Source organism: Brevibacterium sp. UCMA 11752 (genome assembly GCF_021532235.1).
Classification (GTDB): Bacteria; Actinomycetota; Actinomycetes; order Actinomycetales; family Brevibacteriaceae; genus Brevibacterium; species Brevibacterium antiquum.
Genome location: NZ_JACBOS010000003.1, coordinates 2567931 through 2581614, shown reverse-complemented (window position 1 = coordinate 2581614; position 13684 = coordinate 2567931). Strand labels below are relative to the sequence as shown.

The window sequence follows — 13684 nt, the reverse complement described above, 5'->3', positions numbered from 1 at the left end:
CGGTGTTCAGGCCTGTCTGTACAGTGGATTGTCGTTTTCGGGTCCATCGCCCTCGTACTGCCGGGAGAAGGAACGCAGCCGCCAGGGCACGGAGACCACGACGACGTTGGGGACCAGCAGCAGACGAGTGCGCAGCTTCAAGGCTACTTGGTTGTGCAGGATGTGCTCCCACCAGCGCCCGACGATGAACTGGGGAATGTAGACGATGACAAGGTCACGCGGTGATCGGCGGCGGATCGCGAGCACATGCGCCAGCAGCGGCCGGAGGAGCTCCCGATAGGGCGAGTCGAGGACCGTCAGCGGCACGGGCAGCGCCATTTCGTTCCACTGCCGCTGCAGCGCGCCAGCCGATTCCTCGTCGACGGCGACGGTGATGGCCTCGAGCTGACTCGACCGTGTCACCCGCGCATACGACAGGGCTCGCAGCGTCGGTTTGTTGATCTCATTGATGACGACGATCGCGTGGGTGTTCGACGGGATCGTGCGCGAGCCCCCGTCCGTCTCCGGGGCCAGTTCCCGGGCAACACGAGAGTAGTGACGATGGATTGCGCCCATGATCAGGAACAGTCCGGCCATCGCCGCGACCGCCAGCCAGGCCCCGGCGAGGAATTTGGAGACGATGACGACGAGCAGCACACCTGAGGCGATGATGCACCCGGCCCCGTTGACGAGTCGGTTGAGGTGCATTCGCACCCGCGCCTTCGAGTCGATGACCAGTCGCAGGCGCTTGTTCCAATGCAGGACCATGCCCGCTTGACCGACGACGAAGCTGGCGAAGACACCGACGAGATAGAGCTGAATCAGCGTCGTCGCCGAGGCCTGAGTTGCGATGACGAGCAGGATAGCGGCGAAGGCCAAGAGCAGGATGCCGTTCGAGAACGTCAGCCGATCGCCCTTCGTCGCCAGCTGCCTGGGCAGGAATCCGTCGCGTGCCAGCCGGGAGGCGAGGCCGGGGAATCCTTCGACCGCGGTGTTCGCGGCGACGATGAGCACGAGCGCTGCGACGAGCACAACGAGGTAGAACATCACGGGTGCATTGTCGAAGATGGCATGGGCCAGCTGCGCGAGCACCGGTTCCTGTTCGTATTCGGCGCTGACCGCACTGCCGTCGGGTCGCATCAGGTAGAGATGCGGATCGTCGACGTATTTGACCCCGGTCACCGACGCCAGATAGGTCAGGCCGGTGAGCATCAGGGCCGCCAGCAGGCCAGAGAGCAGCAGGGTGTTGCCGGCATTCTTGCCGCGCGGCTTCTTGAATGCGGGCACCGCTGTGGCCACCGTCTGCACACCGGCCAATGCCACCGAGCCCGAGGAGAAGGCGCGCAGGACGATGAGGACCGTCGCCAGTCCGAGGGTGGCCTCGTCGTTGATCCCCGTGTGGGCAACGGTGTAATCGGCCGTCTCCGCCTGCGGGAGGTCGCCGGCGCCGACCCGCAGCAGGCCCACGCACATGGTGAGGAATACAGCGCCGAGGAACAGGTAGGTCGGGACGGCAAGCAGCACAGGGGTGGCGCGTGAACCACGCAGTCCGGCCAGGGTGATGAGCAGAATCCCGATGATCGCCACGGGGACACGGTATGGGGCCAGAACTGGGAAGGCCGTGGTGATGTAGGCGGCGAAGACCGTCATCGACACGGCCAGGGTCAGCACATAGTCAACCAGCAGGGCCGCGGCGACGACCAGACCGGCACGGGGCCCGAGGTTCTTCGACGCGACCTCGTAGTCGCCGCCGCCCGAGGGGTAGGCCTTGACGTTGATGCGATAGCAGGCGACGATCACCAAGATCACCGCGCCGACGGCTACACCGATCCAGGGCGCCACAGTCAGAGCGACAAGAGATGTCAGGGACAGCGCCAGTAGGATCTCGTCGGGGGCATAGGCCACGGACGAGAGCATGTCGGAGGCGAAGACGGGCATTGCGATGCGCTTCTTCAGCGCAGGCGCACGCCTGTCCTCACTGCGGAAGGGCCGTCCAACGAGTAGTCTTTTGACGGCATCAGAAAAACTGCTGGCCACGGGCACTAATGGTAGATCAATGCGGAGAGGATTACCCATGCACTTCGTGATTATGGGCTGCGGCCGAGTCGGAGCGTCCTTGGCAAAAGCCCTCGATACCAACGGGCACTCGGTGGCTGTAGTCGATCGCAACCCCGATGCGTTCCTCAAGCTCGGCAGGGAATTCAGCGGTTCCACCATCACCGGCATCGGGTTCGATCGTGAGACCCTCTCCCAGGCGAAGACGTCGGACGCCTACGCCTTCGCCGCCGTCTCCAGCGGAGACAATTCCAATATCCTTGCCGCGCGTGTCGCCCGGGAGACCTTCGGCGTGGTCAACGTCGCGGCCAGAATCTACGATCCCAACCGCGCCCAGGTGTTCGAACGACTGGGCATTCCGACCGTTCCCACAGTGAGGTGGACGGCCGACCAGGTGATGCGCAAACTCGTTCCGCAGGGATCCATCACCGAATTCCGCGAGCCTTCAGGCAGGCTCGTGCTCGCCGAAGTCCATCTCGATCCCGGCTGGGTGGCCAGGCCGATCAAGGAGATCGAGACCAGGACCAAGGCACGAGTCGCCTACGTCACCCGCCTGTCCGAGGGCATCCTCGCTCACGAGGATCTGCTCCTCCAGGACGGGGATCTGGTCCATCTGATGTGCCCGGTGGACCGCCTCGGCGAGATCGAGAAGATCCTGGACCAGCCGGTGCGAGCAATGGAGGAAGAATGAGAGTCGTCATCGCAGGGGCCGGATCCGTCGGTCGTTCAGTGGCTCGGGAACTCCTCGACAAGAAGCACACGGTCATGCTCATCGATCAGAGCAAGGAGGCTCTGGGCCATGAGCGCATACCGGGGGCCGAATGGCTGCTTTCGGATGCGTGCGAGCTGGCGGGATTGGGTGAGGCCAAGCTCGAGGAGGCCGATGTCGTCGTGGCCGCGACCGGTGACGACAAGACCAATCTCGTTCTGTCTCTGCTGGCGAAGACGGAGTTCGGTGTGCCGCGCACCGTTTCGCGGGTCAACAACCCGAAGAACGAGTGGCTCTTCGACGAGAACTGGGGAGTCGACGTGGCGGTGTCGACTCCACGACTGATGACCGCACTTGTCGAGGAGGCCGTCGAGGTCGGCGGCCTGGTGCATCTGATGAGCTTCGAACGCGGTCAGGCTGGTCTGATGGAGTTCACCGTTCATGAGTCGTCCGCGCTCGTCGCCTCACGGATCGGCGAAATCGCCTTCCCGCTGGACACGGTGCTCGTCGCGATCATCCGCAACTCGCGGGCGTTCGCGCCCAGCGCCGATGACGTGATCGAGGCCGGAGATGAGCTGTTCTTCCTCTCCTCACCGGATCAGGAAGGCGCGCTGCTCGAACTGCTGCAGGCTCCCGCTCGATGAGCTCACTCCTGGTCGTCGCGGGACACCCGAGGTCGGCTCAGTTCACGCGTGGTCGTCGCGGGTCTGAATCAGCTCGTAGACCGGATTGTGGGCCTTCAGCGCTCCGTCATGAGCACAGAAGCGTCCTTCGAGGACGATCAGTGCTCCCGGCCTGATTCCGCTGATCTCGCGGCGGCCAAGGAACTGTGCATGGACCTCCCCGGTCCCATCGGCAACCGTGATGTGCAGACGGGGGCTGTCGCCGCTGCATGACTGTGTCACTGCGCTGACGACACCAGCGATCCTCGACATCTTCCGAGGGGTCAGATCCTGCACGCTGATGACGCCGGGAATCTGGGACACCAGTCTCAGATCCGCCCGCGCCTCGGCGTCCCTGGACCCGAAGTCACGCACAAGGCGTGTGATGAGATCCAGCATGGAACTCAGCGGACCTCGGTGATTTCCGGACCGCGTTCGAACGGGTTGAGCTCGTCCTTGTCCTCGTCCTTGGTCTCAGAATCTCCGTCGACCTGTGGCGCGGTGAGCACGATGAGCTCACGCGGAGCCATCGCCTCATGTCCTCTGTCGACGACGACGCCGCGGAAGAGTGCGCTGAGTTCGGACCGGATCTCTTCGTCGGTGACGGCCTTGCCGGAGAACACTGCTCGGACGAACCAGCGTGGACCGTCGACTCCCGCGAAGCGCATGGCACGCTTGCCTGGGCGACCGTCCTCGGTCTTGGCAGGAACCTCGACAGCAAGCTCCTTGCCCAGCGAGGTGTGCAGCTCCGAGGCTTCGCCGCCCTGTGAGGTCACGCCGGTCGCCAACTGTCTGCGAACGGTATTCCACAGCCCTTCCGAGCGTGGGGTCGCGAAGGCCTGCAGCTGGATTCCCCCGCCTTCATGGATGAGTGTCACTGCCAGCACTCGCTGGGAGTCGTCGTCGGTGTCCAGGCGCACCTGCATGCCGTCGACGACCGGCACCTTGAGAGCGCCCAGATCGAGCCGGTTGAGCTCAGGGAAATCCTCTGCGGCGTCGAATGGGCCCTTCTCGGAACGGTCGAAGGGGGCGGACTTCTCGAGCAGGGCCTCCTCGTCAAGTTCGTCGACGTCTTCGTCGTCTGTCGGGCCATCTGAGTCTTCGTCTGCAGTCGAGCCTTCGGACACGCTCGAGTCGGTCTCGTCCGAATCGGCTTCGGTTGAGTCTTCGGCAGCGGTGTCATTCGTCACAACGTCGTCGACGTCATGTTCCTCATCGACGTTGTCGTCGATCTTCTCAGCGGAGGATTTCTTGGAGAATCGGGAGAACAGTCCCATGGTCGTTCACACCTCTTTCTCGGTCAGACCTGATTGCACTCCACCTGTGGAGCCGAAGCCCCCTGCCCCGCGATCGCTGTCGTCCAGCGATTCCACCAGAGTGAAGTCTGCTTGTTTGATTTCCTGGATGACGAGCTGGGCGATGCGGTCTCCGCGCGAGATGCGCAGAGGAGTCCGCGCATCGAGGTTGATCAGCGGCACCTTGATCTCACCCCGATAGCCGGCGTCGATCGTGCCCGGAGCATTGATGACGGTGACTCCGTGTCTGCTCGAGAGTCCCGATCGCGGATGGACGAATCCTGCGCAGCCGACCGGCAGCGCAATTGCGATCCCGGTGGGCACGACCTTCCGTTCAAACGGTTCGAGGACGTAGTCGATCGCCGAGCACAGGTCGGCACCCGCATCGGTCGCGTGCGCGTAGGAGGGAGGAGTCATACCTGCATCAAGCAGTTTGAGGTCAATCTTCAGGATTTCTGCCACAAAGATGCACTCTAACGCCGAAGCCTGAGCGCTTCCAAAAAGTCCGTTATGGGAGAATGGCCCTATGGCAACGACTCAACCCGAAACACGCGTGGTCTACAGGGAGAAACTCGGTCCCTCCATCGGCATGTGGATTCTCATCGTGATCGCCGCGGCTTCGACCGCACTCATGGTCCTCCCTGTGTGGACGGCCGGCACCATCATCCTTCCGGTGATCAGCTTCGTCCTCTTGGCGTGGTGGCTGCGTTCGCTCGGGATCTCAATCATCGTCACCGAACGACAGCTCTTCGTCGGTGATGCGCATATCGATCGCCGATACGTCACCGATGCCACCGGCTACGACGCCGAAGACGCACGGACGGCCCGGGGAACGGGTCTCGACGCTCGGGCATTTCTCATGCTGCGTCCTTGGGCCAAATGTGCTGTGCGCATCGACATTCACGATGAGAGCGACCCGACTCCCTACTGGCTGGTTTCGAGCAAACGTCCGATGGAGCTCGCTGTGGCTCTCAAGCCCTGACACTCGCACCAGCTCGCAGACTCACACGGTCCCTCAGACTCACGTGGTGAGCAGTTGCCTCGACGGAGGAGCGAGCTGACGCGCCCGGACCGAAACGGGCCGAGACACAGAAACGCGCCCCGACAAGGGCGCGTTCTTGTATCGTTCGGCAGGTGCTTCAGCCAGCACAGTCCGTGCAGATCGGGACTCCACCCTCTTCACTCGCCAGCTGCGAGCGATGGCGAACCAGGAAGCATTCCATGCAGGTGAACTCGTCATTCTGCTTGGGCAGCACTCGAACGGAGAGCTCTTCGTTCGACAGGTCCGCGCCGGGCAGTTCGAACCCTTCGGCAACTGCTGTCTCATCTTCGTCAATCTTGCTTGCCTGCGCCTGCGAGCGTGAAGCCTTCAGCTGTTCAATCGAATCGCTTTTGATTTCATCGTCTTGCTTACGAGGTGCGTCGTAATCTGTTGCCATATGGCTCATCGCTCTCTGTCGGGTGTGCTGAAGAGGGTTTTCAACCCTTCTCGCCAAACGTGTCCCCAGCATTGTGCACTGTATGGTTGCAGTTGGCAAGATCAGATCGTCCATGTTCACAGTGATTCTCGTCACTGCCGAGTCGGTTCGTGACGGTTCGCACATACGACTCTCGAAAAGCTCTGCGAGAATACATAAGTCGAATAGCGCCGATAGCATTTTTTTCGGTGAATGAAACTGGGTTCGCCCCATGTATGGGGGACGGCCCGAGGAAGGACGGATACACGATGAGTGAATTCGCAAATCAACTCGATACCAGGATCGACGATGTCCGTCATCGCATTCATGAAGCCCGGTCTGCGGGGGACGACTACCTCGTCGAGACCCTGATCGACGACCTGCAGAATCTCTTGGAACTCGCCGATCGCAACGATGTGGACACCGGTCCGATCGCGGCGGTCATCACAGCAGAGACCGGAGCGATTCCGGTCATTCCCGCACCTGAAGAGTCCTGACTCCCGGAGAAGACCGACACCGAGAATCCCTCCCCTGCGCAACTGGCAGAGGAGGGATTTCTGTTGTCTGAGGAGCGCTCGGGTTCCTGAAGAGTGCTCGGGACGCTTGAGCTCAGGCTGGCCAGTTGGGCACGGTCGCCCGTTCGATGCGTCCGAGGCAGCATTCGATGCTGCACGCACCGCTGCCGGGGACCAGCGCAGTGGAGCCGGTGATGGTCGGCGCAGCCGCCTGTTCGCCGCGCAGCTGTGCAATTCTCTCCTCGACCAGATCGACGAGCCCCGAAACGAACAGTGGGTGCGTCCCGACTGTCGCTGCACGGGTGAAGGCGAAGCCGAGTTCGGCCGCCGTCTCCTTCGCTTCGGTGTCGAGGTCGAAGGCGACCTCCATGTGATCGGAGATGAACCCGATCGGTACGAGAATGACTCCGGTGACACCGTCTGCGGCGAGTTCCGTCATTCGATCGTTGACATCAGGTTCGAGCCATGGAACCTCGGGGGAGCCCGAGCGGGAGCAGTACACCAACTCCGCCGGAAGGACCTCGGCCGCAGGCAGCCCATCCACGAGGTGGGCCATGAGCTCTTCGTGCTGTGCGCGATAGCCGCTGGTCGCCACGGCCGAAGCGTCCTGCATGACGTTGGGAATCGAATGTGTGACGAAGAGAATCCGATGCTTCGACGCATCAAGGGCACCGACCTGCTTCGTGAAGTCGGCAATGCCCTCCCTCAGAAGGATTGCGCACGCCTCTGCATAGCCGGGGTGGTTGTAGAACTGCCGGATCTTATCGATCGTAACGGTCGTACCCTCTGCCGACAGCTCCTCGATCGTCTTGGCGAAGTCCTCACGGTATTGACGGCATGAGGAATACGACGAGTACGCCGAGGTGTCGATGGACAGGAATCGAGTTCGCCCAGCCTGCGCCTCGGCGCGCACCTCGTCGGTCAGGTACGGTTCCCAATTGCGGTTGCCCCAGATGAGAGGGGTGCCGATGCCTCGACGCTCGAGCTCCTCGCGCAGAGCCTGCAGCAGTGCTTTGTTCTGATCATTGATCGGCGACTTTCCACCGAAACCGTAATAGTGCTCACCGACTTCTTCGAGTCGCTCCTCCGGTATTCCGCGACCGGCGGTGACGTTTTTGAGGAACGGGACGACTTCTTCTGGAGCCTCCGGTCCCCCGAATGACATGAGGACGAGAGTGTCAATGGGTTCAGTGTTGTTCACAGTCATCGATTTTACAGCCTGTAGAGTTTCCGCGCCCGCTGTCCGCACAGTGAGTCAGTTCCACTCACCGTTCAGACCGGACTGCCGCTGTCCGGTCCAGGCGCCCACCGAACCGGCCGGCCGCTGATCGAACGGCACCGACCGGCCGCTGACCTATGAGAGCGGCCATTTCGCGACTCGCGCGCAAATCTGCCCCATGCGCGGCCCCGGACGTGACACGATGCAGGGAGACGCGATAAAGGAGCTTAAGGCATGCGTGAACTGATCTTGAACGGAGTCGACGCCGACGGCACTCATCTGCTGCTGAACGACGAAAACGGGCTGCAGTATCGATTGGCTCTCGACGAAGCTCTGTACGCCGCGGTCCGCAAGGACCGCACCACAGTCAAACCCGAGACTCCTGTGCGCCCTCGCGACATCCAGGCGATGATCCGGGGCGGGATGAGCGCAGAGGAAGTCATTGCTTCCACGGGTGCCGATATCGAACAGGTCCGCACCTATGAGCGCCCTGCTCTTGCCGAACGTGCACACACCGCGTATACGGCCAGTCAGCATCCGATCTATTCCGATCATGACCCCAACGGCGACCCGACTCCCCTGGTGGAGCTGTGTCAGACCCGTCTGGCGATGCGCGACGTCGACATCGAGACGATGGACTGGGATGCGTGGAAGCAGCAGGACGGCAACTGGTACATCCAGCTCAGCTTCACCGCCGCGGATCGGACCCGCACGGCCGGATGGAGCTACTACCGCCGGTCGCTGACCCCCATCGATGACGAAGCGAAATGGCTCGCCGATTCGGGACCCACGGACACAGGACCGATTCCGAACTACGGAACCGGTGCCGAACGTCAGAAGATCACCGAGGAGATCGAAACCCCGACCGCTCCCCCAGCTCCGAACGATTCGACTCCGGCCGCCCGGGACCACCAGGCGGAGACCGGTCGGATCTTGGAGAATCTGCGCAAGCGTCGTCGTCACGAAGACGAGGACGAGCCACGTGGCAGACTTCGCGCAGTCACCGAGGACCCGGAAACGCATCCTCAAGGTGCGCACACCGCGCCGGGACGGCCCACAGACGCCACCGATGACGAGGTCTTCGCATTCGAGGACCCGGCAGCTGCCGATCCCACGGCCGTCGACCCGGATGAACCTCAGGAGCCGACCCAGGAGGTCGGCAGATTCGATGACGACAATCAGCTGTCCCTGCTCAATGAGCCGGGTGTCAGCGAAGATTCTAATCAGTTCAAGGACACAGAGTCGAAGGCGAAGTCGAAGAAGAACAGTCGCGCATCGATCCCCAGCTGGGACGAGATCATGTTCGGCTCGAAGCGCGACTGAGCTCGCTTCCCAGCTCAACCAGTCGATCGCCCTCTGCGATCAGGCTGCGGTCGTGAGTGACCATCACAACGGCGTGTGAGTCCAGACTCTCCCGCAGATCACTCACCAGCCGGTGAGCCATCTCTTCATCCAGATGTGCTGTCGGCTCGTCGAGTACGAGCACTTCGGCTCCGCTCAGAAGCGTCCTGGCCACGGCCAGGCGCTGACGCTGGCCCCCGGAGATCTGCGCTCCGTGATCGCCGACCCAGAGGTCGAGTCCGGCCGGATCAGCCCATTCGCCCAAGCCCGCGCTGGTCAGAGCCGCGAACATCTCCTCGCTGCTGGGTGTGTCTCTGCGCGCGATCGCCAGATTGCCCCTCACAGTCGACCGGAACACATGCGCCTCCTGCGGGCACCACGCGATTCGGCCGGCGAGGTCCCCTGGCGCCAGACTAAGCACGTCCGTCTCGTGTCCTGCATCGTCTTCGGCTCGATAGGAACCTGACCACGGGTCGAGGAAACGCAGCAGCACACTCAGCGTCGTCGTCTTTCCGGTTCCGCTGTCGCCGTGCAGGACGGTCCACCTGCCCTTCTGAGCTCGCAGATCCACATCGTCGACGACTGGACCGTCATCCCACCCGACGCTCATGTCCTCGAGCTCGAGGACAGTGAACGCGTTCGCATCGCAGGCCCGGCCTCTGTGATTGTAGGTCGAGGGACTGGACTGGGCAGGTGACAGAGCGGGGATGCGGTCGAGGACAGCGCCGAGGGTCGGCAGTGCACGGTATGCGAGCAGTGACTGTGAGAAGACATCTGCAGAGCCCAGGGCAATGAGAACGACGACTGCCCGGATCTCGGTTGGTGCCGACGATGACATCGCGATGAGCACAGCAGCGCCCACCGTACTCAGCTGCAGCCAGAGCTGCGCCATGCCGAAGCGGTGTGAGGAGCGACGCTGGACACGCTGCAGCTCCTGCTCTTCGCAAGCGAGGACTGTCAGCACAGTGGCGTCTGCTCGATTCGTGCGCAGATCCGTTTTGGCATTCAGTGCCCGAGCCAGGACGGAGAGTATCCGACTGCGGAGCATTCGGACTCGACCAGCGAGGCCGCTTTCGCTCCAGATCACTGCTGCTGGCACCACGACCAGGTTGAGAGCTCCGAGCGCTAGGAACACCGGCAGCGTCGCCGGGTCGAGTGCCCAGGCCGCGATGAGCACGGCGAGAAAGACCAACGACGAGGCGACAGGCGGGAACAGAGTCCGCGGAATCAGGTCCCGAACATCATCAGCATCGGAGACCATGGTGCGCAGCGCGGCATCAGAGGTCAGCAGCTTCCGATCCCCCATGCCGACTGCTTCGAAGTGCTCCCACAGTCGAGAGCGCAGTCTGCCCAAGGAAGCGAAGATCGCCGAGTGCAGTTTGAGCCGACTGAGATAGAGCAGCACTGATCGGCTCAGCCCGAAGAACCGCACGCCGACGATGGCGACCATGAGAATCATGATGGGTGGCTGGTAGGACGCCTCGACGATGAGCCAGGCGGAGACTGCAGTCAGCGCGATGGCCGCCAGGCTGGAGGCGCAGGACGCGAGCAGAGCAATGATCATGTTCGGGGTGAAGAGAGGCATGCTCGACCGCAGGAGCGACCACCGCCGACGAAGAGTCGCTCTTCGACCCTCTTGCGCCGAGCCGTAGTCCTCGCCCACTGTTTCCGCTGGTTCCGCGCTCTGTGTTCTGCCAGCCGCTGCGGGGTCGGCGGACATCACAGGAACGGCGGGCATCTTAGGGTCGGCGGGCATCGCAGGCTCGGTGAGCCTCGTTGAGGCGATGCGTACCGCCGGATCAGTTTCCTGTGCGCGCGTCTGTGCTGACGTTGCTGCGGACGTGCCCGGGCTGGGTTTCCTGGGAGTGATCTCGTCTTCGGCGAGTGCGACGACCCGGTCGTCATGGCTGGCCAGGATGACTCGCACACGAGCTGCCGCCTCGGCGATCATATCGATGATGATCTGCGCGTTGTCATCATCGAGGTGAGCAGTCGGCTCGTCGAGGACGAGGGTCTCCGCGTCGCCGTCAACCAGGTGGAGCACCCGGACGAACGCGAGTCGACGAAGTTGGCCAGGGCTCAGAGCGGATGTCGACAGAGTCGGGTCCTCAGGCAGACGGGCTCCGCGCAGTGCAGTCGCCTGTTGCGAGGGTGGGAGACCGTAGACTTCGAGCTCGGCGCCGATCGTCGCACCGAAGATGCGTGGAGCCTGTGGGACGAAGGCGACTCGGCGCGGTCTCATCGTGGTTCTGGCCTGTGCCGGCAGATGATCGGCCAGGGCTGCCAGAATCGTCGACTTTCCTGCGCCCGAGGCTCCTCGAACCGCAGTGATGCCGGGAGTGGTCGGGAAGTCACCGTTCCACTCGATCGTCGTACCGTTCGGGTAGATGACACGGTGCCGGGCGCCGGTGCCTACGTCACTGGCCGCACCGACACCGCCCGCAGTGAAATCTGCCGCACTTCCACCAGACATATCGTCGCCATCGAGTCCTTCCGGCATCGCGCTGTCGGTGCTTGCGATCAGCGCGTGGGCACGATCCTGTGCCTCGCGGCCGTTCTCGCTGGCGTGGTAGCCGGCGCCGAGTTCGCGCAGCGGAGTGAAGCACTCGGGCGCCAGGAGCAGGACGAAGAGGCCGGAGCTCAGGTCCATGGTTCCAGAGACGAGGCGCAGCCCGATGACGACGGCGACCAGAGCCACGGAGATCGTGGCGATGAGTTCGAGGGCGAGGCTCGAGAGGAACGCGATACGCAACGTGGCGAGGTTCGCGCTCTGGTACTTCTCCCCCAAAGTGCGCAGGGTGCGCGCGTGGTCCCTGGATCGCCCGAGCCCGATGAGCACGGGCAGCCCTTCTGCCAGCTCGGCGAGGTGGTCGGAGAGACGTTCGAGTGCTGTGGTGCTGGCGGCTGTCGAAACCTCAGTGAATCGACCGATGAGGATCATGAAGACAGGCACCAACGGCAGGCACAACGCGATGATGACGGCTGAGAGGACATCGGTGAAGACGATCCGTATCAGCAGCGTCAGCGGCACCACAGCTGCCGCGCTCAGCGCCGGCACTACGGTCGTGAAGTAGTCGTCGAGATCGTCGATGCCGCGTGTGACGGTGACTGCCGTGTTCATTCGCGGCTGCCCGCGCCCGGAGAGGAGTGATCGCAGGATCGAGAACCTCAGCCGCTGCTTGTTCGCAGCAGCCAGAGACGTCCCCAGACTATGATCCGTCCAGAGGCTTGCGCCCCGCAGAGCCGCTCCCAGGAGCCCCAGCACCGCCCAGACTGCGACGGGGCCTGACCCGATGATCGATCGCACCAGAGCCTCGGCGATGAGCACGATGCCCACGGCCCGAGCCAGGGCGCTGAACAGGGAGAGGCAGAATCCGCGCTGACCGCCCGGCAGGTCGAGCAGAATCCGCAGTGGGGACTTCATGACCTGATCGCCACCGGCACACGGTGCGCTTCGGGGATATGGGTCTCGGCGATACGGCCCAGGAACATGCGATAGCTGAAGATCTGGTAGCCGATGATGATCGGCAGGCAGATCACGGTCACGACCAGCATCACAGTGAGTGTGTAGTCCGATGACGACGCCGAGGCGATTGTCAGCGACTTCGCCGAGTCCAGTGTTGAGGGCAGCACGTTGGGATAGGCCCCGGCGAACACAGCGAAGAGCCCGAACACGAGGTAGAGCCCGTGCAGAGCGAAGGCCGCCTTCTCCGCCCCGGACCGCACAGCGAAGTATGCCGCTCCCAGCGCGATCACCGCTGCGATGACCACAGCAATGAGCCATGGGCGCTGGGTGATCGAGAGACCGAACCAGATGAGGAAGCCGATCGAGCACGGCAGCAGCATCCTCCGCGCCCACCGCTGAGCCTTGTCTCGGATCTCGCCCTGCGTCTTCAGACCCAGGAAGATGAGGCCGTGGACGAGGGCGAAGCCGACTCCGCCCACACCGCCGAAGACTGCGGGCCACCCCATCCAGGCGAATGCCCCGCCGACGATGTCACCGTTGTCATTGAGCGGCAGCCCGCTGGAGGTGATGGCGAGCATGGCACCGATGAAGAACGCGATTCCAGCCGATCCCACGGCCATCGCCCAGGTCCAGAATGACTTCCATGCCTGGCTGTGTCCCTTGCCGCGATATTCGATGGCCACGGCGCGGAAGATCAATGCCAGCAGGCACAGCGTCAGCGGTATGTAGAGGGCGCTGAACAGGGAGGCATACCAATGTGGGAAGGCTGCGAACGTGGCCCCGGCCGCGGTGATCAGCCACACTTCGTTGCCATCCCATGTCGGCCCGATCGTGTTGAGCAGCACCCGCTTCTGCCGTTCGGTACGGCTCAGCACCGGCATCAGCATGCCGACGCCGAGGTCGAAGCCGTCGAGGAACAGGTACCCCGTCCACAGGACGATGATGAGGACGAACCAGATCGTTGCGAGAATTTCCATCGTGTCTTC

Annotated in this window: 13 protein-coding genes; 5 read left to right on the top strand and 8 right to left on the bottom strand. The window is 63.0% G+C overall.

Going from position 1 to position 13684, the window contains the following annotated elements:
• Positions 1–6 precede the first annotated feature (6 nt).
• Entirely contained in the window at positions 7–1917 is a 1911-nt protein-coding gene (locus tag HU144_RS11455) for an APC family permease (RefSeq protein ID WP_235352691.1), read from the bottom strand.
• A gap of 136 nt (positions 1918–2053) precedes the next feature.
• Here HU144_RS11455 and HU144_RS11450 point away from each other — a divergent pair, with 136 nt between their 5' ends.
• Both HU144_RS11450 and HU144_RS11445 read left to right on the top strand, forming a co-directional pair.
• Positions 2054–2725 (top strand): potassium channel family protein, encoded by a 672-nt coding sequence (locus tag HU144_RS11450; RefSeq protein ID WP_235351443.1) that lies wholly within the window; start codon positions 2054–2056, stop codon positions 2723–2725.
• Positions 2722–3387 (top strand): potassium channel family protein, encoded by a 666-nt coding sequence (locus HU144_RS11445; RefSeq protein WP_198396374.1) that lies wholly within the window; start codon positions 2722–2724, stop codon positions 3385–3387. The genes HU144_RS11450 and HU144_RS11445 overlap by 4 nt, the downstream gene beginning before the upstream one ends.
• Before the next feature lie 42 nt (positions 3388–3429).
• Here the strand turns inward: HU144_RS11445 and HU144_RS11440 are convergent, their stop codons facing one another.
• The 3 genes from HU144_RS11440 to dut are packed head-to-tail and all read right to left on the bottom strand — an operon-like array spanning position 3430 to position 5162.
• Positions 3430–3804, bottom strand: a complete 375-nt coding sequence (locus HU144_RS11440; RefSeq protein WP_235351442.1) for an OB-fold nucleic acid binding domain-containing protein — start codon at positions 3802–3804, stop codon at positions 3430–3432.
• 5 nt (positions 3805–3809) lie between these two features.
• The gene (locus HU144_RS11435) at positions 3810–4682 is read right to left on the bottom strand and encodes a DUF3710 domain-containing protein (protein ID WP_235351441.1); all 873 of its coding nucleotides are present in this window, start codon (positions 4680–4682) and stop codon (positions 3810–3812) included.
• A 6-nt stretch (positions 4683–4688) separates the two neighbouring features.
• Positions 4689–5162 carry a dUTP diphosphatase gene (gene dut / locus HU144_RS11430; RefSeq protein WP_198396377.1) on the bottom strand — a complete coding sequence of 158 codons (474 nt, stop codon included), beginning with the start codon at positions 5160–5162 and terminating at the stop codon, positions 4689–4691.
• A 64-nt stretch (positions 5163–5226) separates the two neighbouring features.
• On the opposite strand from dut, the gene HU144_RS11425 reads away from it, so the two are divergent.
• Positions 5227–5682, top strand: a complete 456-nt coding sequence (locus HU144_RS11425) for a DUF3093 domain-containing protein (RefSeq protein ID WP_235351440.1) — start codon at positions 5227–5229, stop codon at positions 5680–5682.
• 157 nt (positions 5683–5839) lie between these two features.
• Here the strand turns inward: HU144_RS11425 and HU144_RS11420 are convergent, their stop codons facing one another.
• Entirely contained in the window at positions 5840–6139 is a 300-nt protein-coding gene (locus HU144_RS11420) for a DUF4193 domain-containing protein (protein ID WP_092107696.1), read from the bottom strand.
• Positions 6140–6426: 287 nt separating this feature from the next.
• Here HU144_RS11420 and HU144_RS11415 point away from each other — a divergent pair, with 287 nt between their 5' ends.
• Positions 6427–6654: a hypothetical protein gene (locus HU144_RS11415; protein WP_198396379.1), complete on the top strand. Its 228-nt coding sequence runs from the start codon at positions 6427–6429 to the stop codon at positions 6652–6654.
• Positions 6655–6766: 112 nt separating this feature from the next.
• On the opposite strand, the gene HU144_RS11410 is transcribed toward HU144_RS11415, so the two are convergent.
• Entirely contained in the window at positions 6767–7879 is a 1113-nt protein-coding gene (locus tag HU144_RS11410; RefSeq protein ID WP_235351439.1) for a ferrochelatase, read from the bottom strand.
• A 246-nt stretch (positions 7880–8125) separates the two neighbouring features.
• Here HU144_RS11410 and sepH point away from each other — a divergent pair, with 246 nt between their 5' ends.
• Positions 8126–9214: a septation protein SepH gene (gene sepH, locus HU144_RS11405; RefSeq protein ID WP_235351438.1), complete on the top strand. Its 1089-nt coding sequence runs from the start codon at positions 8126–8128 to the stop codon at positions 9212–9214.
• On the opposite strand, the gene cydC is transcribed toward sepH, so the two are convergent.
• Both cydC and cydB read right to left on the bottom strand, forming a co-directional pair.
• The gene (cydC, locus tag HU144_RS11400) at positions 9189–12656 is read right to left on the bottom strand and encodes a thiol reductant ABC exporter subunit CydC (protein WP_235351437.1); all 3468 of its coding nucleotides are present in this window, start codon (positions 12654–12656) and stop codon (positions 9189–9191) included. The two genes, sepH and cydC, sit on opposite strands and share 26 nt — an antisense overlap.
• Complete coding sequence (gene cydB / locus HU144_RS11395) at positions 12653–13675, bottom strand: cytochrome d ubiquinol oxidase subunit II (protein ID WP_235351436.1); 1023 nt, start codon at positions 13673–13675, stop codon at positions 12653–12655. Before cydB ends, cydC begins: the two co-directional genes overlap by 4 nt.
• Between the last annotated feature and the right edge of the window lie 9 nt (positions 13676–13684).